We start from the raw sequence: 21739 nt of genomic DNA on the forward strand, positions 1-21739 counted from the left end.
TCATTTCAGGCCCTAGCAGAACCCCGCCACACTGTCGAGATATGGTCGCGTAGCCGCTTTGCGTATACTGCACCCATGTTCGCCTCGATTGTTCCCCACCTGCGCCATGCGCTGTGGTTCCTTGCAACCGGTTTCTTCTTGATGCTCAGCGGCTGTGTGGAAAAACCCAGCACACTGGAGCGAGTCAAGGAGGATGGCGTGCTGCGCGTGATTACCCGCAACAGCCCCGCCACCTATTTCCAGGACCGCAACGGCGATACCGGCTTCGAATACGAGCTGGTGAAGCGTTTCGCCGACGACCTGGGCGTAAAGCTCGAGATCCAGACCGCCGACAACCTCGACGACCTGTTCAACCGGCTGGGCCAGCCCAATGGGCCGGTACTGGCTGCCGCCGGGTTGGTCAGCAGCTCGGCCCGCCAGCAAACGGCGCGCTTTTCCCATCCGTACCTGGAGGTCACGCCGCAGATCATCTACCGCAACGGGCAGCCTCGGCCCACCGATGCCAAGGACCTGATCGGCAAGAAGATCACCGTGCTCAAAGGCAGCACCCATGCCGAGCAACTGGCCGAGCTCAAGGCGCAGAACCCCGGCATCGAGTACGAAGAGTCTGACGCGGTAGAGGTGGTCGACCTGCTGCGCATGGTGGATGAGGGCCAGATCGACTACACCCTGGTGGATTCGAACGAAGTGGCGATGAACCAGGTGTACTTCCCTAACGTGCGCGTGGCGTTCGACCTCGGCGATGCCCGCGACCAGCGCTGGGCCGTGGCCCCCGGCACCGATAACAGCCTGCTCCACGAGATTGACCTGTTCCTGGACAAGGTACGCCGCAACGGCACCCTGCAGCGCCTCAAGGACCGTTATTACGGCCACGTGGACGTGTTGGGCTATGTGGGCGCGTATACCTTCGCCCAGCACTTGCAGGAGCGCCTGCCCAAATTCGAGAAACACTTCCAGGCTGCCGCCAAGCAGGAGCGGGTGGATTGGAAGCTGATGGCGGCTATCGGTTATCAGGAGTCCATGTGGCAATCAGCCGTAACCTCGAAAACGGGCGTGCGCGGCTTGATGATGCTGACTCAAAGCACGGCACAGGCCATGGGCGTATCCAACCGGCTGGACGCGCGCCAGAGCATTTATGGCGGGGCGAAGTATTTTGCGCTGATCAAGGATCAGCTCGACGACAGTATCAAGGAACCCGACCGCACCTGGTTCGCCTTGGCCGCTTACAACATTGGCACCGCGCACCTGGACGACGCCCGCAAGCTGGCGGTGGATGAAGGCCTGGACCCGAACAAGTGGCTGGACGTGAAGAAAATGCTGCCACGGCTGTCACAAAAGAAGTGGTACAGCAAAACCCGTTACGGTTATGCCCGGGGCGGCGAGCCGGTACATTTCGTGGCAAACATCCGCCGCTACTACGACATTCTCACGTGGGTAACCCAACCTCAGACCGAGGGCGGGCAGGTTGCGGACAACAACCTGCACGTGCCCGGCGTGGACAAAACCCGCCCGGCGCAGGCCCAGCCGCAAGTTACCCCGCCGCTGTAACAGTTTTTGCGAATTCCTGCCTTGTGCGAAGCAACTGTCCTGATCGCGAGCTCCCAGAATAATCCCGTAGGAAGCGGGCGAAACTCGCGAAATGGCACGAAAATCTATTCGCGAGCTCTGGCATGCGCCCATAAAGTTGGACGAGTAAATCAGGCTGCTGCGGCCTGGGTCCTGTACGCCACAGGGCTCAGGCCGTCGAGCTTCATCTTGATGCGGTAATGATTGTAATAGTGAATGTATTCCTCAATCGCCGTCCATAGCTGATCGATGCTGGTAAAGCGCTCCCGGTAGAAGAACTCCGTCTTGAGCGTGCCGAAAAAACTTTCCATGGCCGCGTTGTCCAAGCAGTTACCTTTGCGCGACATGCTCTGTTCCAGACCCGCTGCCTGTAGCCGGTCGCGGTACTCCTGATAGCGGTAGTGCCAGCCCTGATCCGAGTGCAGCAGCGGCGTGGCACCGTCCGGCAAGCGCTTCAGAGCCTGCTCCAACATTTGCCCCACCAGCGCATACTGTGGGCGTTCGGCGAGCTGATAGGCCACGATCTCGCCGTTGTACAAGTCCAGCACGGGCGACAGGTACAGCTTTTCACTGCCCACCTTGAACTCGGTCACGTCGGTCACCCACTTCTGATTCGGCGCCTCGGCCTTGAAATTCCGGGCCAGCAGGTTGGGCGCGGCTACCCCTATCAGGCCGTTGTACGACTTGTACCGCTTGGGTCGTACCTTGCATTGAAGCCCCATCTCGCCCATCAGCCGACGCACTTTCTTGCTGTTGACCAGCTGCCCGTCGTGACGCAGGGTCGCGGTCACGCGGCGGTAGCCGTATCGGCCCTTGTGCTGATCCTGAATGCTCTGGATCGCAGCTTTCAGCGGGGCGCTCATGTCCCCGGCAGCAATCGCCTTGAGTTGGTAGTAGTAGGTGCTGCGCGCCAGCCCGGCCGCCTTGAGCAGCGCATCAAGGTCAAAGTCCGACCGCAGCGCGGTGACTATCCGGGCTTTTTCTTCCCGGCTGCCGCCTGCCTTTCCTTTTCCTCCCTTAACGCCTTCAACTTTTTTAGGTAAGCGTTCTCCACCCGAGCCTGGTACAGCCTGGCCAGCAACTGGTCATGGGTCAGGTCTTCATCCTTGATCGACTCGGATGGAAGGGGCGTCTGGGGTTTTGGAAATTTCGGCTTGGACATGACAACAGGCAATTCCTGGGGCCCCGGGCGCGGGGCTTCGATGGCGCTACTGTAGTACTCACGCTCCCATCTGCCCACCTGGCTGGAACAGCCGAGGTTGAACAGGGCCGCGACCTCTCGAAGCGATAGGTGATCGCGACACTTCGTTTGCAGTACCATCAGCTTGAATTCGGTGGTGTACGACTGGCGCGCACGCGGCGTGACACCCTGTTCGCCATGTTGCCTATAGGCCGCAATCCAGCGGCGCAGCAGCGTGGGATCAACGCCGAAGTCGGCGCCAACGCGGCGAAAACCGTAGGCCCCAGAGAGGAAGGCGCCGATCGCTGAAAGCTTGAACTGCGTACTGTACTTGCTCATGAATACACCCCAGAGGTTGGATGGATGTCCAACTTCTAGGGCGCGCCTCACTCTGCCCGCTTCCTACAGCGGGGGTCGCCCGGCACTACGCCGCTGCTTGAAGAACGCGCTCAGCACCGCGCCACACTCTTCGGCCATCACGCCACCTTCGAGCACTACCCGGTGATTCAGGAACGGCTGCGAAAAGAACTGGCCTTGGCTCTGGGCAATTCCCGCCTTGGGCTCCAGGGCGCCGAACACCACCCTTGCCACCCGGGAATGGACGATCAAACCCGCGCACATGCTGCAGGGCTCCAGGGTGACATAGAGCGTTGCGCCCGGTAGCCGATAGTTGCTCACCGCCTGGGCAGCCTCACGGATCGCGACCATCTCCGCATGGGCGCTGGGGTCGCTGGTACTGATCGGGCAATTGAAGCCGCGCCCGATCACTTCGCCGCCTTGCACCAGCACCGCCCCCACCGGCACCTCGCCCAGCGCCGCGCCCTGCTCGGCGAGGGCCAGTGCCATTTGCATGAAATCGCGGTCGCGGCTGCGGTCGAAAATCATGGGTTGACGCATCAGGCCACCTCGATCGCTGCCATGAGGCCGGTTTCCATATGGTCGATCACATGGCAATGGAACATCCAGGTGCCCGGGTTATCCGCTACCAACGCCACCTGCGCCCGCTCATTGCGGCCCAGCAGAAAGGTATCGGTGAAATAGGGAATGATCTTGCGCCGATTAGAGGCGATCACCTTGAAGCTCATTCCATGCAAGTGAACCGGATGCTGGTACTGGGTCATGTTCTTGAGCTCGAAGATATAGCTCTTGCCCCGCGCCAGCCTGGCAATTGGGCGGTCGGCGCAGGTTTTGTCGTTGATATCCCAGGCCACGCCGTTGATCTGCCACAGGCTGGGCGGGGTATCCACGCCTTCGTCCGCCGTGCTGCCCACCCACTCGAAATTGAAGTTGAGCTTCTCGGCATTGGCCAGGTCGGGCTCGGCGATGGGGTTGGGCGGCAAGGGCGCGGGCCAGTCGGCCGCGCTGCCTTCGGACGGAACCGCACGCAGGGTACCCAGGCGTACCGGGCCGTCACGCAGGGCAATCTCTTCACCTGCGGCGGGCATGCGCAGCGCCAGGCAAATTCGCATGCCGGGCCCAAGCCAGTAATCCGGCCCCAGGGCCCGTGGGGTTACGGGGTTGCCATCCAATGCATAAATACGCGCTTCGCCCTGCCCTTTGAGGTTCAGCCGGTAGGTGGCCGTATTGTCTAGGTTGAGCAGGCGCACCCGCACAATCTGGCCGGCGGGAAGGTCCAGCGTGGGGTTGGGCTCGCCATTGATCGTGGATAACCGGCCCAACGTACCATTACGCGCGGCTTCCCGCGGAATGCTGAAGGGAAGGAAACCGCCCTCCTCGTCCACATGCCAGTTCTTCAGGCTAAGGGTGCGTTCATGCACAAAACCGGTGGGCTCGCGCTCTTCAACGATCAACGGGCCCACCAGCCCGCGCCCAAGCTGCTCGCTGCTGGTGACATGGGGGTGATACCAATAGCTGCCCGCATCCGGCACTCGGAAGCGGTAATCGAAGGACTCCCCTGGCAGCACGGGCAACTGCGAGACATAGGGCACGCCGTCCATCTCGAGCGGCAGGCGTATGCCATGCCAGTGGACGGTAGTGGGCACTGGCAGACGGTTGATGAACTTTACCCGCAGCCAATCGCCCTGACGCGCCCGCAGCTCCAACCCCGGCGCCGCACCGCCATAGGCCCATGCAGGGGTTTGATGGCCTGGCACCAGCTCGACATCGAGGGGCGCCGCGATCAACTCGTAATCGTGCCCGCCGGGCGCTTCATTGCGGCCCAGCCAGTACCGCGCAGCGCCACCCACACCCAGCCCCACGACAGCAAGGCCGGACAGGCCCGTGAGGAATTGGCGACGGGTGACGGACATGGCTTGGGAACCTCGGGATAGGCAAACGCGGACCAGCCGCGAAGGGGCCGATACGATACACAGGTATGGGGGGAATTTTAAGGGCTGGGTGAGAGGTAAGACTTGCGGGTATTACATTGGGAGCGTACCAAGGGCAGCGCCCAGATCCCGGTTCAACCGGTGCTGGTCCTTCATTACATTGATCTGCATCGCAACAGTCGCGACTTCTATCGCAGCGGCCGCCAAAGCATAGCCACCCTTGGCATCCAACCAGGCAAGCACGTCCGCCAGATGCCATAGCGACGTACTGCCCTCATGGATCGGGGCTGGAAAGGAGTGGGGGTAGGCTAGCATCAGCTTTCGCACACCTAAACAGGTTGTTAAATGCAACCTAAATCACTTTGCACCAAGCGGCGCATTATGGCTGGGGGGTTGAGGGTTCGTACGGAGGGAATCGTTTGGAAAGATGTCCCTATACCCGAAGCCAATCGATACGGGCCAGAGGGGCGGCTTATAAAATACGGGCAAACAATTCAGGAGCGGCGAGCACGAGCGGCGCTTTGCACCGATGCCCCTTAAAAGCCAAAAGCCCGCAATTACGCGGGCTTCAGGGCATTGCTTGCTAGTAAGTACCGGGCAATGCCGGACATCCAATCATTCCCACTCGATCGTCGCAGGCGGCTTGCTCGACACGTCGTAGGTGACCCGCGAAATGCCTTCGATCTCGTTGATGATGCGGCCGCTGACTTTTTCGAGCAGCTCGTACGGCAGGTGCGCCCAGCGAGCGGTCATGAAGTCGATAGTTTCGACAGCGCGCAGCGCCACGACCCAGGCGTAACGGCGACCGTCGCCGACCACGCCGACAGACTTGACCGGCTGGAATACCACGAATGCCTGGCTGACCTTGTGGTACCAGTCGGCCTTGCGCAGTTCTTCGATGAAGATGTGGTCGGCCTGGCGGAGCAGGTCGGCGTATTCCTTCTTCACTTCGCCGAGGATGCGCACACCCAGGCCAGGGCCCGGGAAAGGATGGCGGTAGACCATGTCGTACGGCAGGCCCAATTCCAGGCCAAGGCGGCGCACTTCATCCTTGAACAGCTCGCGCAGCGGCTCTACCAGCTTGAGGTTCATCTCTTCCGGCAGGCCACCCACGTTGTGGTGGGACTTGATCACATGGGCCTTGCCGCTTTTGGCGCCAGCCGATTCGATCACGTCCGGGTAGATGGTGCCTTGGGCGAGGAACTGAATGTTGTGCAACTTGCTGGCCTCGGCATCGAACACGTCGATGAAGGTGCGGCCGATGATCTTGCGCTTCTTCTCCGGGTCTGCCTCACCCGCAAGGTTGCCGAGGAACTGGTCTTCGGCGTTGGCGCGGATAACTTTCACGCCCATGTTCTCGGCGAACATGGCCATTACCTGCTCACCTTCGTGGAGGCGCAGCAGGCCGTTGTCCACGAATACGCAGGTCAGCTGATCACCGATAGCCCTGTGCAGCAGTGCCGCGACCACGGATGAATCCACGCCGCCAGAAAGGCCCAGCAATACGTTGGCGTCGCCAACCTGAGCACGCACCTGCTCGATGGCATCGTCAGCGATGCGCGACGGCGTCCACAGGGCTTCGCAGCCGCAGATATCCAATATGAAGCGGGACAGCATGCGGCCGCCCTGCTTGGTGTGGGTCACTTCCGGGTGGAATTGAACGCCGTAGTAGCCACGGGCATCGTCCGCCATGCCAGCGATCGGGCAGCTGGGGGTACTGGCCAGCACATGGAAGTTGGATGGGATCTCGGTGACTTTGTCGCCGTGGCTCATCCATACGTCCAGGCCCAGCACGCCGTCGGCGTCTACATGGTCTTCGATGCCGTCGAGCAGGCGGCTTTTGCCAACCACGTCCACGCGGGCATAACCGAACTCACGCAGGTTGGAGCCTTCTACCCGGCCGCCCAGTTGTTCGGCCATGGTTTGCATGCCATAGCAGATGCCCAGCAGCGGCACGTTCAGGTCGAATACGGCCTGAGGCGCGCGCGGGCTGTTGGCCTCGTGCACGGATTCCGGGCCACCGGCCAGGATAATGCCGCGCGGAGCGAATTCGCGAATCGCTTCGTCATCCATGTCGAAAGGGTGCAACTCGCAGTACACGCCGATTTCCCGCACGCGGCGGGCGATCAGCTGGGTGTATTGCGAACCGAAATCGAGGATCAGAATGCGGTGAGCATGAATATCGAGGGCCATGGGAGACTCTGAAAGGCAGCGGCAAGCTTGAAGCTGCAAGCTGCAAGTTGTTAAAGGCGACATAGCCGCTGCGCTATCACACGCTGCGGCTGCGTTTCGCTTCAAGCTTGCCGCTTGAAGCTTATAGCTTGACGCTGTCGGCGCGAACCGGCCTCAGCCGACCCTGTAGTTAGGCGCTTCCTTGGTGATCTGCACGTCGTGGACGTGGGATTCAGCCATGCCGGCGCCCGTGATGCGGACGAATTCCGGGCGGGTGCGCATTTCGTGAATGTTGGCGCTGCCGGTGTAGCCCATGGATGAACGCAGGCCGCCCATCAACTGATGGATGATCGCAGACAGGGCGCCTTTGTAGGGTACGCGGCCTTCGATACCTTCCGGCACCAGCTTTTCCGCGCCAGCGGACGAATCCTGGAAGTAACGGTCCGAAGAACCCTGAGCCTGAGCCATGGCGCCCAGCGAACCCATGCCGCGGTAGGCCTTGTAGGAACGACCCTGGAACAGTTCGATTTCGCCCGGAGCCTCTTCGGTACCGGCGAACATGGAGCCCATCATCACGCAATAGGCTCCGGCGACCACGGCCTTGGACAAGTCCCCGGAAAAGCGGATACCGCCGTCGGCGATCAACGGAACGTCAGTGTTTTTCAACGCTTCGGCAACGTTGGCCACTGCGCTGATTTGCGGAACGCCCACGCCAGCCACGATACGGGTGGTGCAGATGGAGCCCGGGCCGATACCGACTTTCACACCATCGGCGCCAGCTTCAACCAATGCCAGCGCGGCCGCGCCCGTGGCAATGTTGCCACCGATCACCTGCACCTGCGGGAAGTTCTGCTTGACCCAGCGCACGCGGTCGATCACGCCCTTGGAGTGGCCGTGGGCGGTGTCTACCACCACTACGTCCACGCCAGCGGCGACCAGCGCGGTAACGCGCTCGCCGGTGTCCTTGCCGGTACCCACCGCAGCGCCGACACGCAGGCGACCCTGGTCGTCCTTGCTTGCCAGCGGGTAGGCCTTGGCTTTTTCGATGTCCTTTACGGTCATCATGCCCTTGAGCTGGAAGTCTGCGTCCACGATCAGGACCTTCTCCAGCCGGTGCTTGTGCAGCAGCTGGCGAACTTCTTCCTTGGTGGCGCCTTCGCGCACGGTCACCAGCCGATCACGCGGAGTCATCACTTCGCGGACAGGGATGTCCAGGCGGTTTTCAAAACGCACGTCGCGGGAAGTGACGATGCCGACCAGGTCACCATCGTGCAGCACCGGCACACCGGAGATGTTGTGCTGGCGAGTCAGCTCGAACAGGTCACGAACAGTAGCGCCGGCCTCGATGGTGATCGGGTCCTTGACCACGCCTGCTTCGAACTTCTTGACCTTGCGGACTTCCGCGGCCTGTTGCTCGACAGTCATGTTCTTGTGAATGATACCGATGCCACCTTCCTGGGCCATGGCAATGGCGAGGCGGGCTTCGGTCACGGTGTCCATGGCGGCGGACACCAGGGGAATGTTCAGTTCGATGCCACGGGTCAAACGGGTCTTGAGGCTGACTTCGTTCGGCAGGACCTCGGAATAACCGGGGACCAAAAGAATGTCATCGAAAGTCAGGGCTTCTTGGCTGATACGCAGCATCGCGGGGGCTCCCGGGCGGGAAAAATGGAAGCGCGCCATTATACCTGTACATGCCCCAAGGCTCAATGCGCGCGTGCTTCAGAGTTGCACATCCACCAGCCGTACCGGCCAATCCAGCCGCTCGGCGAATCCCTTCACGAAGGCCTCGGTGAAACCGGCCTCGCTCCACCCCTCGAAAATGAAGCCCAGGTTGGAGAAGCCGCAAGGCTGCAGGAAGAGGAAACCATTGATGTCGTCTTCGAAGCCACACAGCGGGCAGGTGAAATTGTCCGTGAGGCCGGGATACCACTCGTCGAGGCTCTCGAACAGCGGCTCGCCTACTTCCCGACGGCATTTGGGGCAGCCCGCTTCCTCGATAAAGCCCTTCTGCGGCGTATAGATGCAGCGCTTGGTGACGATACGCAGGCCGTTGATCTTTTCGCCGAACGGCAGGCGCTCCGGATGGCGCACCACCCGGCGCGCACCTTCGGCAATGGCGTAGCCCATGCCATTGCCGCCACGGCAGCAGGTAGTGGGCTGACCATCCACGACATTCTTGTGAACGAGCCAGCGCAGCATCAGGCTGGCGGCGCCTTCATTGCCAGGGACGGTGGAAAGTTGGGGAACCAGAATGCTTTGCGAAGCCATGTGCTAGCCATACAACGACGGAACGGTGAACGATTCTACCACCAGCAGCCGCGACAGCCGCCAAGCTTGGCTTTATTATCCAGACATGAATAACGATCCCTTTGCCAGGCTCGGCCTGGATCGCCAGGTCCTCACGGTTTCCCAGCTCAACGGCCGCGCTCGCGTGCTGCTTGAGGACGTGTTCAGCAGCGTGTGGGTTGAGGGCGAGATTTCCAACCTCGCGCGCCCCGCTTCCGGCCACCTTTATTTCACCCTCAAGGACGCTGGCGCTCAGGTGCGCTGCGCACTGTTCCGGCAGAACGCCGCCCGCGTGCGCCAGGCATTGAGGGACGGGCTCGCGGTAAAGGTTCGTGGCAAGGTGTCGCTGTTCGAAGGGCGCGGGGACTATCAACTCATCCTTGATACCGTCGAGCCTGCCGGAGATGGCGCTCTGCGCCTGGCCTTCGAGTCGCTGAAGGAAAAGCTCAGCGCCGAGGGGTTGTTCAGTGCCGAGCGCAAGCAAAGCTTGCCGGCCCATCCTCGGCGCATCGGCATCGTCACCTCCCCGGGCGGCGCGGTGATACGCGACATCATCAGCGTGTTCCGCCGGCGTGCGCCGCAAGTACAACTCACGGTCATTCCCACAGCGGTTCAAGGGCGCGAAGCCATAGGGCAAATCGTCCGCGCACTGGGCCTGGCGGACCGCCATGGCTTCGATGCAATCATCCTCGCCCGTGGCGGTGGCTCGCTCGAAGACCTGTGGTGCTTCAACGAAGAAGCCGTGGCCCGTGCGGTGGATGCGTGCGTTACGCCGGTGGTCAGCGCGATCGGCCATGAAACGGACGTGTCGATCAGTGACTTCGTTGCCGACGTGCGCGCCCCTACCCCCACCGCAGCCGCCGAGTTACTGGCCCCCGACAGCAACGACCTGCAACGCCAGCTGGCCGGTTTGCAGCGCCGCCTGTTGTTGCGCATGCAGCACCGCCTGGCGCACGACAGGTTGCGCCTCGAAGGGCTGAGCCGCCGGTTGCGCCACCCTGGCGAAAAGGTTCGTCAGCAGGCACAACGGCTGGACGACCTGGACATGCGCTTGCGCCGCGCTTTCAATGCGGCCTTGGTGCACCGCCAGCAGCGGCTGATGCATCTGGATGCGCGCCTGGCCGCACAGCATCCGGGGCGCGCGCTGGCGTTGCTGCAACAACGGCTGGAACAGCTGCGCGCGCGGCTTCCCCGGGTGATGCAAGAACGCCTGCGTGCGGAGCGGCTGCGCCTGCAAACCCAGGCCCAGGCGTTGAATATCGTCAGCCCGTTGGCAACCCTTGGCCGCGGCTACAGCATCCTGCTCGACGACCGCGGCCACGCCATCCGCCGCGCCGAGCAAGCCGCACCCGGCCAGCGCCTCACCGCGCGGTTGGGCGAAGGCAAGCTCAGCGTACGGGTTGAAGACAACCATGTAGCCCCTGTCACCCTTTCGTTGTTGGATTGATCATGTATCGATTGCTCTGCGCGGCCCTGCTCGCCGCGGCCGCCCTACCCGCCTGGGCCGACAGCTACCTTACCCGCCAGTTGAACCGGCCCGTACCGGGCGGTGTGGCGGTGGTAGAGCTTGGAGCTGCTCCAGCCGCGCCGCAGGTATTCCTGGAGGGCAAGCCGGTGATGGTGATCAATGAGCAAGGAACCTGGCGCGCCGTGGCCGGGATCTCGCTGAAGACACCGCCTGGCCCGCAGGCATTACAGGTGCGGCAAGGAGGCGCCACGCGTAATGTGACGTTCAACGTGGCGGCCAAGGCCTACCCTGAGCAGCGAATCACGTTGAAGAACAAGCGGCAGGTGAACCCTGAGCCCCAAGATCTCACCCGCATCAATAAAGAGCTGGCGGAACAGAACCGCGCCTATGCCAGCTTCAGCCCTGGTACGCCGAGCAACCTGTTGCTGGACAAGCCAGTGAATGGCCCGCTATCGAGCCGTTTTGGCGTGCGGCGGTTCTTCAATGGCGAGGAGCGCAACCCTCATGCCGGGCTCGATTTCGCCGTACCCGCCGGCACGCCGATCAAAACCCCTGCCGCAGGCAAGGTAGTCCTGGTTGGCGATTACTTTTTCAACGGCAAAACGGTGTTTGTGGACCATGGCCAAGGGTTTATCAGCATGTTCTGCCATATGTCCAAGGTGGATGTGGACGTAGGCCAGGCCTTGCCTCGCGGTGCCGTGGTAGGCCGGGTTGGCAGCACCGGGCGTGCGACCGGCCCGCATATGCACTGGAATGTGAGCCTGAACGACGCGCGGGTAGACCCGGCGATATTTATCGGAGCGCAGTGAGCGGGAGCAGCTACCAAGCGGGTATTTCGCACTTTTAAAGTACGCGCAATTTTTAATCGCTTATGGCTATTTATCGTTGTTTTCCGCCTGAACTGCGAGACCATTTGGTTTTTTATACTAATTTTTTCCGCTCACTTGCGATCTTTCTCTGCACTGGTTAGGGTTTGAGTCATGAACAACTCAAGCACGCACATTCTGCTCCGCCAGCACCTGAGCCTGAATCTGGTCAGCTACCGACTACCGGGCTGAATCTTGTCGCCAGGCGCGCTTCATACCTTAAGCATTCAGGCAGCCCTCAGGTGGGCCGACCAAGGAAAACGATCATGACCATGCTCAAAGACCCGTCCAGCAAATACCGTGCATTCCCGACCATCGACTTGCCCAACCGCACCTGGCCGTCCAAGGCCATCACCGAGGCGCCTATCTGGTGCAGCTCGGACCTGCGTGACGGCAACCAGTCGCTGATCGAGCCGATGGATGCGGAGAAAAAGCTGCGGTTCTGGAAAACCCTGGTCAAGGTAGGCGTAAAAGAAATCGAAGCGGCCTTCCCTTCCGCCTCTCAAACCGATTTCGACTTCATCCGCACGCTGATCGAAGACGGCCATGTGCCTGAAGACACCACCATCCAGGTGTTGACCCAGGCACGCGAAGATTTGATCGCCCGCACGTTCGAATCCCTGCGCGGCGCGAAAAAGGCCATCGTCCACCTCTATAACGCAACGTCGCCTTCGTTCCGCCGCATCGTGTTCAACCAGGACAAGGCAGGCGTGAAAGAGATCGCGGTCAACGCGGCCAAGCTGTTCGTGAAGTACGCCGCGCAGCAGCCTGAAACCCAGTGGACCTTCCAGTACTCCCCTGAAACATTCAGCGCCACCGAGCTGGAGTTCGCCAAGGAAGTGTGTGATGCGGTGATCGAGGTATGGAACCCGACGCCGGAGCACAAGATCATCCTCAACCTGCCAGCGACTGTAGAGGTGTCTACGCCCAACGTTTACGCCGACCAGATCGAGTGGTTCTGCCGTAACGTGAGCCGTCGCGACAGCGTGCTGATCAGCCTGCATACCCACAACGACCGTGGCACCGGTGTAGCGGCAACAGAGCTGGGCCTGATGGCGGGCGCGGATCGCGTGGAAGGTTGCCTGTTCGGTAATGGCGAGCGAACCGGTAACGTAGACCTGGTGACCCTGGGCCTGAACCTGTACACCCAAGGCATCAACCCGCAGCTGGATTTCTCGGACATCGACGGCGTGCGCAAGGTGGTCGAAGAGTGCAACCAGCTGCCAGTGCATCCGCGCCACCCCTACGTGGGTGATCTGGTCCATACCGCGTTTTCCGGCTCTCACCAGGATGCTATCCGCAAGGGCTTTACCCAGCAGAAGGAAGGCACCCTGTGGGAAGTGCCTTATCTGCCGATTGACCCCGCCGATATCGGGCGTAGCTACGAGGCGGTGATTCGGGTCAACAGCCAGTCCGGCAAAGGCGGCATCACTTACCTGCTGGAGCAGGAATACGGCATCAGCCTGCCGCGCCGCATGCAGATCGAGTTCAGCCAGGTGGTGCAGGGTGAAACCGACCGCCTGGGGCTGGAGATGACCGCCGAGCAGATCTACAAGTTGCTGCAGAAAGAATACCTGCAAGCCAACCTGCCCTATGCGCTGGTAAGCCATCGCCTGACTGAAGAAAACGGCAACAGCCAGGTGTATGTGGAAATCAGCAGCGACGGCGAAACCCTTCACTGGAAAGGCAAAGGCAACGGCGCGCTGGAAGCGCTGGTCACCTCCCTGCCAATCAATGTGGAGATCATGGACTACAACGAACACGCGATCAGCTCGGGTACCAACGCCAAGGCGGCGGCCTACATCGAACTGCGGGTGGCCGGCGAACGCCCGGTGCACGGTATCGGTATCGACGAAAACATCACCACTGCCAGCTTCAAGGCGCTGTTCAGCGCGCTGAATCGCTCCCTCAGCCAGCGCACCGCGCAAGCGGCGTAAGGTTACAGATGTGAAAAAGCCGACCTCGGGGTCGGCTTTTTTATGCCCGGTTCGCTGGCTGCCGCCAGCTCCTACGAAATCTCGAACCGGTCGGCATCCAGGTGCGCCGGGAAGCGGGTGCGGTACGTGGCCAGGCCGGCGCTGCTCAGGCTCACATGGAAAACGCCTTCGGCATCGCCTGCGTTGAGCAGCGTTTTGCCCTGGAAATCCAGCACCTGGCTGTCGCCGGTGTAGGCGTAGCCCTTGCCGTCGGTGCCTACGCGGTTCACCGCTGCAACGTAGCACAGATTTTCAATCGCCCGGGCCGGCAGCAAGCGGTTCCAATGGTGCCGCCGCGCGCCGGGCCAGTTGGCGGTGTAGAGCAGCAAGTCGGTATTCTCCGCATCGCGGCTCCATACCGGGAAGCGCAGGTCGTAGCAGATCAGCGGCCGAACTCGCCAGCCCTTGAGCTCCAGCCGCACCTGGCGCTCGCCGGCCGTGTAGTGCTCATGCTCGCCGGCCATGCGGAACAGGTGCCGCTTGTCGTAGTGAAGCAGCGTGCCGTCTGGCCTGGCCCACAACAGGCGGTTGCGATAGCTACCGTCCGCGGCTTGCACGATCACAGTACCCGTTACCACCGCATCCAGGCTTGCTGCCTGCTGCAACAGCCACTCGCTGGCAGGCCCTTGTTCCGGCTCGGCCAGGCTGGCCGAATCCATCGAAAACCCGGTGGTGAACATCTCCGGAAGCACGATCAGGTCCGCGCCCCGCGCCTGCTCCAGCAGCTCGCCAAAACGGCTCAGGTTAGCGGAGCGGTCGTGCCAGGCCAGATCGCTCTGCACCAATGCCAGCTTCAGATCCGGCAGTTCATTCAGATCGCGCATAGTCTCTCCGCTGCCGCTCGCAGGGTGTCTTCCCGTTTCGCAAAGCATAGGCGCACCAACCGCTGGCCTTCCACCGGGGATTGATAGAACACGGAAATCGGTATGGTGGCTACGCCGTGCTCCCGGGTGAGCCACAGCGACATCTCGACGTCGTTCAGGTCCGGGCGAATGGCGCTGTAATCCACCACTTGGAAATAGGTGCCAGGCGTGCGGGTAAAGGTGAAGCGCGAGCGGTCGAGCAAGTCGCAGAACAGGTCGCGCTTGGCTTGATAGAAGCCTGGCAGTTCGTCCACATGCTCCGGATGCGCGCCCATGTAGTCGGCCAGCCCCCATTGCAGCGGCGTAACGCCACAGAAGTTCACGTATTGGTGGATCTTGCGCAGCTCCGCGCTCAATGCTGGCGGCGCGACCACGTAGCCGGTTTTCCAGCCGGTAACGTGATAGGTCTTGCCGAAGGAGCTCACCACGAAGGCCCTTGGGTACAACCCGGGATGGGCCAATATACTGGCGTGTCTCACACCGTCGTACACCAGGTGTTCATACACCTCGTCGCTGATCACATACAGCCCGCGCTGCTCCACCAGCACTGCCAGCCGGTCCAGATCACTCTGGCTGATCAGGGCACCGCTCGGGTTATGCGGGCTGTTGAGCATGATCAGGCGTGTGCGTGGGCTGAGCGCCGCAGTGAGCCGTTCCCAGTCGATAGTGAAGGTGCCAGGGCTTAGCTGCACATGCACGCAGCGGCCGCCGGCCAGTTCCACCGAGGGCTCGTAGCTGTCGTATACGGGGTCGAACACGATCACTTCATCACCGGGCCGAACGATGGCCTGCACTGCACAGAAGATGGCTTCGGTGGCGCCGGGGGTGATGGTCACTTCAAGGTCGGGGTTTACCTGCGCGCCATAGCAGCGCTCGATCTTGGCGGCTACCTGCTCACGCAAGGCCGGCAGGCCAGTCATCGGGGAATACTGGTTGTGCCCGTCCATCACATGGCGGGCAACGGCTTCGCGCAGTGCCAGCGGGCCGTCAAAATCGGGAAAGCCCTGGCTCAGGTTCAGTGCGCCGGTTTCAGCGGCGAGCTGCGACATGGTGGTGAAGATGGTGGTGCCGACATTCGGCAGTTTACTGGCGATCATGCGGGTCCCCTGCTGGCCTGCGCCCGGTATGCCGGGCGAAGGCGCAGGATAGCCGATCAACGGGCGCCAGGCACTTCAAAAGCAGCGCAGCATCACCGATGCGCAAAGCCCGTTTCGGTTAACGCTTGTCCTTGCGCTTCTTTTCGGCCTTCTTATGGTGCGACATCAACCGGCGCTTCTTGTTGACCTGGCGATCGGTGAGGGTGTTCTTCTTGCCTTCGTACGGGTTCTCGCCACCCTTGTATTCGATACGAATAGGCGTACCTACCAGCTTCAGCACACGGCGGTAGGTGTTTTCGAGGAAGCGGGTGTACGAACGCGGGACTTTCTCGACCTGGTTGCCGTGGATCACGATCAGCGGCGGGTTGGCACCGCCCAGGTGAGCGTAACGCAGCTTGATCCGGCGGCCGTTGACCATCGGCGGCTGGTGGTCGCTAATGGCGTCTTCCAGGATTTGCGTGAGGCGGCTGGTGGGCCAGCGGGTGATGGCCGACTTGAAGGCAGCCTGCACCGAGCCGTACAAGTGGCCCACGCCGGTACCGTGAAGGGCCGAGATGAAATGGATGTCAGCGAAGTCCACGAAGAACAACCGGCGTTGCAGCTCGGTTTTCACGTATTCGCGCTCGCCCGGCTCCATGCCGTCCCACTTGTTCAGGGCGATGACGATGGCACGGCCGGTTTCCAGCGCAAAGCCGAGCAGGTTCAGGTCGTGATCCACCACGCCTTCACGAGCGTCCATCACAAAGATCACCACGTTGGCGTCCTTGATGGCCTGCAAGGTTTTCACCACCGAGAACTTTTCAACTTCCTCGTGGATCTTGCCGCGCTTGCGCACACCCGCGGTATCGATGAGGGTGTACTTGTCCCCATCGCGTTCGAACGGAATGTAGATACTGTCGCGGGTGGTACCCGGCTCGTCATAGGTGATCACGCGCTCTTCGCCGAGCATGCGGTTCACCAGGGTCGACTTGCCCACATTGGGCCGGCCGATGATAGCGATTTTTACACCGTCTTTTTCGCTCGGGCCGGGAACGCGGACGGGTTCCTCGCCTTCGCCAACTTCACCGAATTCCTCTTCTTCAGAGGGGTCGCGGGGGTATTCCCCGAGGGCGGTTTCCAGCAGGCTGTTCATGCCACGGCCCTGGGAGGCGGCGACCGGGATGGCGTTGCCCATGCCCAGCGGCGCGAACTCGGCGCGTGCCATTTCAGGGTCGATATTGTCGACCTTGTTGGCAACCAGCAGCGAGCGCTTGTTCCGCTTGCGCAGGTGCTCGGCGATCATCTGGTCGGCGGCGGTGAAACCCGCACGCGCGTCCACCATGAACAGCACCAGGTCGGCTTCTTCGATGGCAAGCAACGATTGCTCGGCCATCTTTTCGTCCATGCCCGCCTCGTCCCCGGTGATCCCACCGGTGTCGATGACGATGTAGGAGCGGCCTTGCCAGACCGCCTCGCCGTATTGGCGGTCGCGAGTGAGGCCGGACAAGTCACCGACGATAGCGTCGCGGCTCTTGGTCAGGCGGTTGAACATGGTGGATTTGCCCACATTGGGGCGGCCCACCAGGGCGATTACGGGAACCATGCGGCTCTCCACTTCGGAATTTCAGAAAGGCAAAGGCCGCTGCGGGGGCAGCGGCCATTAACGAATGCGGGATCGCCCCGCGCGCCCGGGGCGTTCAGCCCCAAGCATAGCAAGCATTACTTGATGGTCAGCGCCTCGAGCTTGCCGCTGTTGGCGTACACATACAGCATGTCGCCTACCACCAGCGGCCGGGCACGCAGGCCGTCACCGTCGATCTTGGTACGGCCAACGAAGCGGCCATCCACCTGGCTCAGCAGGTGCAGGTAACCTTCCATGTCGCCGACGGCGATGTAGCTGGAGAACACTTCCGGCGCGGTCAGTTGACGACGGGCCAGCGAATCGTTGCTCCACAATGCGGTGGTAGAACGCTCATCCACGCCTTCGACCGTACCGGTGGCCTCGGCGACATACACGCTGCCAAAGCCCTGCGCCACGCCAGCATAGCTGGAGGCGTCGCGCTGCCACAGCACACGGCCGCTTTCCAGCTCCAGGCCCGCCATGCGGCCCTGATAGGTCGATACGTACAGCGTGCCGCCCGACAGCAGCAGGCCGCCGTCGATATCCACTACCCGATCCAGTTCGGAACGGCCCTGCGGGATTGCAACGCGGGTTTCCCATACCGGCGTACCGTTACGGATATCCAGCGCTACAACCTTGCCAGTGGACAAGCCAGCCACGGCCAACTGGTTCGTCACCAGCGGAGCGCTGGTACCACGCAGCGTCAGCACCGCCGGGGTGCTGTCGTAGATCCACAACTGGTTGCCATTGCTGGCGTCCAGCCCGACCAGCCGGTCGTCCTGGGTTTGCACCACTACCACGTCACCATTGGTCGCCGGCGGGGCCAGCACCTCGGCTTTTACGTGGGCGCGCCAGCGCTCTTCACCGTTGGCGGCATCCAGTGCCACCACGTCGCCGCGCAGGGTGCCGAACATGACCATGCCGCTGCCCACGCCTACGGCGCCGGAGATAGGCATTTCCATGTCCTTCTTCCATTGGACGTCGCCGTTCATGCGGTCCAGCGCCATCACCAGGCCAGTGGTATCAGCTGCGTAGAGGGTGTTGTTCTCCACGGCAGGTACCAGCATGTTGTAGGTCTTGCCCTGGCCATCACCGATGGACTCGCTCCAGACCTTGCTCAGCGTAACCTCTTCCTTGAAGTCGGTCAGTTCCGCCGGGGGCAGTTCCTTGTTGCTGTTGCTGCTGCATCCGACGACCGCAACGGCCAGCGCCAGCAATACCGCATGTTTCCATCGAATCACGTCACGCATCCCCTTTGGCCAGGTCGTCGAGCTTGAGTTGGAGGTCGCCTACAGCGGCGTCATCGGCCAGGGCGTCCTTGGCCTTGCGATAGGCAGCGGCGGCATCGCCGGCCCGGCCCAGTTTCACCAGCAGGTCGCCACGCAGCTCTTCGCGGCTGGCAACGAACGCCTTGTCAGCCTGGCCGTCGAGCAGTTTGAGCGCGTCCTCGGCCTTGCCTTGTGCCGCCAGCACCTGTGCCAGGCGCTCGCGCGCCACTTCGCCCAGGGTAGGGTTGGCTGGCTTGTCGATCACGGTTTGCAGCTGGCCTGCCGCGGCGTCGGGACGGCCTGCGTCCACGTTGACCTTGGCCTGGAACAGCTTGCCGTATTGAGCATAGGCCGTGCCGGCGTAGTTCTTTTCCAGCTCGCCAACGAGGTAGTCCACCTTGGCCTGCTCTGGCTTGCCCGAAGGCGTAAGCGCCGTTTCCAGCAATTGCTGGTACAAGCTGGACGCCCCCTGAGCCTGGTTGCCCTGATACTTCTGCCAACCCTGCCAGCCAAAGACCACGATCAGCGCGAGCAGGCCGCCGGTGACCAAGGGCTTGCCGTTGCGCTGCCACCAGTCCTTGAACTGGACGAGCTGTTCATCATCGCTACCCGACACCCCGATACTCCTGTGTTTTATAAACGTCTTGCCCTGGTGGGCGGTTGATCAGGCCTGCAAGGCACTGGCGAGATGATCGGCCAGCGCGTCCCAGGCGATTTCCTGTTGTTCGCCCTGCCCGCGCAAAGGTTTGAACCCTACCACCTCGCGGGCCAGCTCGTCCTCCCCCAGCACGAGGGCGAACAACGCCCCGCTTCGGTCGGCTTTCTTGAACTGATTCTTGAAACTGCCGCCGCCCGCATTCACCTGCAGCCGCAACGCAGGCGAGCCATCGCGCAGCCGCTCGGACAGGGTAAGCGCGGCCAGTTCGGCTGCATCGCCGATCGCGCACAAGTAAACGTCTACCTGGCGGGCAATGGATTCCGGGACTTGCTCCAGGGTTTCGAGCAGCAGGATAAGCCGCTCGATGCCCATGGCAAACCCAACGCCTGGGGTAGGCTTGCCGCCCATCTGCTCCACCAGCCCGTCGTAACGGCCACCCGCGCAGACGGTGCCCTGGGCCCCGAGCTTGTCGGTCACCCACTCGAATACCGTCTTGGAGTAGTAATCCAAGCCACGAACCAGCTTTGGATTGATGACGTACGGAATGCCCGCCGCGTCCAGCCGGGCCTTCAGGCCTTCGAAATGCACCTTGGACTCTTCGTCCAGGTAATCGGCCAGCTTGGGCGCATCCACCAGCAGCGCCTGGGTTTCTGGCGATTTGCTGTCGAGGATGCGTAGCGGGTTGGTCTGCAGGCGACGCTGGCTGTCTTCGTCCAGCTGCTCCAGCCGTTCGGAAAGAAATGCCACCAGCGCGTCGCGATAACGGGCGCGGGCTTCGCTGGTGCCCAGGCTGTTGAGCTCCAGGGTCACCGCGTCACGAATGCCCAAGGCACCCCAGAGCCGCCAGGTAAGCGCGATCAGTTCGGCGTCGATATCCGGCCCGGCGAGGTTGAACACTTCCACGCCGATCTGGTGAAACTGGCGATAGCGGCCTTTCTGCGGGCGCTCATGCCGGAACATCGGGCCTACGTACCAGAGCTTCTGGGGCTGGCCACCACCGGTGATGCCGTGCTCCAGCACCGCACGCACGCAGGCTGCGGTACCTTCGGGGCGCAGGGTGAGTGAATCACCGTTGCGGTCCTCGAAGGTGTACATCTCTTTTTCCACGATGTCGGTGACTTCGCCGATCGAGCGCTTGAACAACTCGGTGAACTCGACGATAGGCATGCGGATCTGGCGATAGCCATAGCTGTCCAGCAAGCCGGCCACGGTGCCTTCGAAGTAACGCCACAGCGGGGTCTGCTCGGGCAGGATGTCGTTCATGCCACGGATGGCTTGCAGAGCTTTTGTCACGGGGTGTCCTTAACGAATCAGTTATCAGGCGCCTGGAGCGTCAACCGCGGGCAATCAATGCCGCGTCAGCTTCGACCTTTTCCGCCGCCTTCTGGCGAATCAGCCGCTCGAGCTGTTCCACCAGGTTGTCATTGGTGAGCTTCTGGGACGGCTTGCCGTCGATGTAAACGAGGTTTGGCGTGCCACCGGTAAGGCCCACATGGGCCTCCTTGGCCTCGCCGGGCCCGTTGACCACGCAGCCGATCACCGCAACGTCCAACGGCACCAGCAGGTCTTCAAGGCGCCCTTCCAGCTCGTTCATGGTTTTCACCACGTCGAAATTCTGCCGCGAGCAGCTGGGGCATGCGATGAAATTGATGCCACGTGAACGCAGGCGCAGGGATTTCAGGATATCGAAGCCTACCTTCACCTCTTCGACCGGGTCGGCGGCCAGCGAGATGCGGATAGTGTCGCCGATGCCATCGGCCAGCAACATTCCCAGGCCCACAGAGGATTTGACCGTGCCGGAGCGCAGCCCGCCCGCCTCGGTGATGCCCAGGTGCAAGGGCTGGATGATCTGACCGGCCAGCTGGCGGTAGGCAGCAACGGCCATGAACACGTCGGAAGCCTTCACGCTCACCTTGAAGTCCTGGAAGTCCAGCCGGTCGAGGTGCTCCACGTGCCGCAGCGCCGACTCCACGAGCGCTTCAGGCGTAGGCTCGCCGTATTTCTTTTGCAGGTCTTTCTCGAGCGAGCCGGCATTCACGCCGATCCGGATCGGAATGCCACGGTCCCGGGCCGCATCGACCACAGCCCTTACGCGGTCTTCCCGGCCGATGTTGCCCGGGTTGATACGCAGGCAATCCACGCCCAATTCAGCCACGCGCAACGCAATGCGGTAGTCGAAGTGAATATCGGCCACCAGCGGCACGTTCACGAGCTGCTTGATCTTGCCGAACGCCTCGGCGGCGTCCATGTCCGGCACGGACACCCGCACGATGTCGGCACCGGCCTCTTCAAGCCGGGCGATCTGGGCAACGGTCGACAGCACGTCCAGGGTGTCGGTGTTGGTCATGCTCTGCACCGCGATAGGGGCATCGCCACCCACCGGGACGGAGCCCACCCAGATTTTCCGGGATTCGCGACGCTTGATCGGAGATTCGCCGTGCATGACAG

At 62.0% G+C, this 21739-nt stretch carries 18 protein-coding genes; 4 read left to right on the top strand and 14 right to left on the bottom strand.

All coding sequences use genetic code 11. The features are described 5' to 3' along the window. The first annotated feature begins 75 nt into the window (after nucleotides 1-75). Entirely contained in the window at nucleotides 76-1548 is a 1473-nt protein-coding gene (gene mltF, locus AC3Z8Y_RS19050) for a membrane-bound lytic murein transglycosylase MltF (RefSeq protein ID WP_181122959.1), read from the top strand. 149 nt (nucleotides 1549-1697) lie between these two features. Here the strand turns inward: mltF and AC3Z8Y_RS19055 are convergent. The 7 genes from AC3Z8Y_RS19055 to AC3Z8Y_RS19085 all read right to left on the bottom strand — a co-directional run bounded on the left by AC3Z8Y_RS19055 (nucleotide 1698) and on the right by AC3Z8Y_RS19085 (nucleotide 9477). Further along, nucleotides 1698-3085, bottom strand: a protein-coding gene (locus AC3Z8Y_RS19055; protein ID WP_490086872.1) for an IS3 family transposase whose coding sequence is annotated in 2 segments (ribosomal slippage) — nucleotides 1698-2569 and nucleotides 2569-3085 — 1389 coding nt in all. Because the reading frame shifts where the segments join, the coding sequence is not laid out codon by codon here. 63 nt (nucleotides 3086-3148) lie between these two features. Then, entirely contained in the window at nucleotides 3149-3643 is a 495-nt protein-coding gene (gene tadA, locus AC3Z8Y_RS19060; protein WP_490087140.1) for a tRNA adenosine(34) deaminase TadA, read from the bottom strand. Then, complete coding sequence (locus AC3Z8Y_RS19065) at nucleotides 3643-5016, bottom strand: multicopper oxidase family protein (RefSeq protein ID WP_490087141.1); 1374 nt, start codon at nucleotides 5014-5016, stop codon at nucleotides 3643-3645. Before AC3Z8Y_RS19065 ends, tadA begins: the two co-directional genes overlap by 1 nt. A 111-nt stretch (nucleotides 5017-5127) precedes the next feature. Further along, nucleotides 5128-5349, bottom strand: coding sequence for a hypothetical protein (locus AC3Z8Y_RS19070; protein ID WP_490087142.1), 222 nt, complete (start codon nucleotides 5347-5349; stop codon nucleotides 5128-5130). 300 nt (nucleotides 5350-5649) lie between these two features. Continuing rightward, a complete protein-coding gene (gene guaA, locus AC3Z8Y_RS19075) occupies nucleotides 5650-7227 on the bottom strand; it encodes a glutamine-hydrolyzing GMP synthase (protein ID WP_490087143.1) in 1578 nt (525 codons plus the stop codon). 153 nt (nucleotides 7228-7380) lie between these two features. Then, entirely contained in the window at nucleotides 7381-8850 is a 1470-nt protein-coding gene (gene guaB, locus AC3Z8Y_RS19080; RefSeq protein WP_181111364.1) for an IMP dehydrogenase, read from the bottom strand. 78 nt (nucleotides 8851-8928) lie between these two features. Next, nucleotides 8929-9477, bottom strand: a complete 549-nt coding sequence (locus AC3Z8Y_RS19085; protein ID WP_490087144.1) for a sugar ABC transporter ATPase — start codon at nucleotides 9475-9477, stop codon at nucleotides 8929-8931. Nucleotides 9478-9562: 85 nt separating this feature from the next. Here AC3Z8Y_RS19085 and xseA point away from each other — a divergent pair, with 85 nt between their 5' ends. The 3 genes from xseA (at nucleotide 9563) to leuA (ending at nucleotide 13766) form a co-directional block, all read left to right on the top strand. After that, a complete protein-coding gene (gene xseA, locus AC3Z8Y_RS19090) occupies nucleotides 9563-10942 on the top strand; it encodes an exodeoxyribonuclease VII large subunit (protein WP_490090047.1) in 1380 nt (459 codons plus the stop codon). 2 nt (nucleotides 10943-10944) lie between these two features. Further along, nucleotides 10945-11772 carry a peptidoglycan DD-metalloendopeptidase family protein gene (locus tag AC3Z8Y_RS19095; RefSeq protein ID WP_490087145.1) on the top strand — a complete coding sequence of 276 codons (828 nt, stop codon included), beginning with the start codon at nucleotides 10945-10947 and terminating at the stop codon, nucleotides 11770-11772. A 323-nt stretch (nucleotides 11773-12095) separates the two neighbouring features. Then, on the top strand, nucleotides 12096-13766 hold the full coding sequence (gene leuA, locus AC3Z8Y_RS19100) for a 2-isopropylmalate synthase (RefSeq protein ID WP_490087146.1): 1671 nt from the start codon (nucleotides 12096-12098) through the stop codon (nucleotides 13764-13766). 71 nt (nucleotides 13767-13837) lie between these two features. On the opposite strand, the gene AC3Z8Y_RS19105 is transcribed toward leuA, so the two are convergent. The 7 genes from AC3Z8Y_RS19105 to ispG all read right to left on the bottom strand — a co-directional run bounded on the left by AC3Z8Y_RS19105 (nucleotide 13838) and on the right by ispG (nucleotide 21734). Continuing rightward, nucleotides 13838-14629: an amidohydrolase gene (locus AC3Z8Y_RS19105; protein ID WP_490087147.1), complete on the bottom strand. Its 792-nt coding sequence runs from the start codon at nucleotides 14627-14629 to the stop codon at nucleotides 13838-13840. Then, the gene (locus tag AC3Z8Y_RS19110; RefSeq protein ID WP_490087148.1) at nucleotides 14617-15765 is read right to left on the bottom strand and encodes a pyridoxal phosphate-dependent aminotransferase; all 1149 of its coding nucleotides are present in this window, start codon (nucleotides 15763-15765) and stop codon (nucleotides 14617-14619) included. Before AC3Z8Y_RS19110 ends, AC3Z8Y_RS19105 begins: the two co-directional genes overlap by 13 nt. Nucleotides 15766-15883: 118 nt before the next feature. Next, nucleotides 15884-17347 (bottom strand): ribosome biogenesis GTPase Der, encoded by a 1464-nt coding sequence (der, locus tag AC3Z8Y_RS19115; protein WP_490087149.1) that lies wholly within the window; start codon nucleotides 17345-17347, stop codon nucleotides 15884-15886. A 116-nt stretch (nucleotides 17348-17463) separates the two neighbouring features. After that, a complete protein-coding gene (bamB, locus tag AC3Z8Y_RS19120; protein ID WP_490087150.1) occupies nucleotides 17464-18615 on the bottom strand; it encodes an outer membrane protein assembly factor BamB in 1152 nt (383 codons plus the stop codon). Then, on the bottom strand, nucleotides 18608-19249 hold the full coding sequence (locus AC3Z8Y_RS19125; RefSeq protein WP_181111356.1) for a YfgM family protein: 642 nt from the start codon (nucleotides 19247-19249) through the stop codon (nucleotides 18608-18610). Before AC3Z8Y_RS19125 ends, bamB begins: the two co-directional genes overlap by 8 nt. A gap of 48 nt (nucleotides 19250-19297) precedes the next feature. Then, nucleotides 19298-20584, bottom strand: a complete 1287-nt coding sequence (hisS, locus tag AC3Z8Y_RS19130) for a histidine--tRNA ligase (protein ID WP_490087151.1) — start codon at nucleotides 20582-20584, stop codon at nucleotides 19298-19300. 40 nt (nucleotides 20585-20624) lie between these two features. Then, nucleotides 20625-21734: a flavodoxin-dependent (E)-4-hydroxy-3-methylbut-2-enyl-diphosphate synthase gene (gene ispG, locus AC3Z8Y_RS19135; RefSeq protein WP_490087152.1), complete on the bottom strand. Its 1110-nt coding sequence runs from the start codon at nucleotides 21732-21734 to the stop codon at nucleotides 20625-20627. Nucleotides 21735-21739 lie beyond the last annotated feature (5 nt).

The sequence above is a fragment of the Pseudomonas sp. 3MAES_34.3B genome (assembly GCF_058145875.1).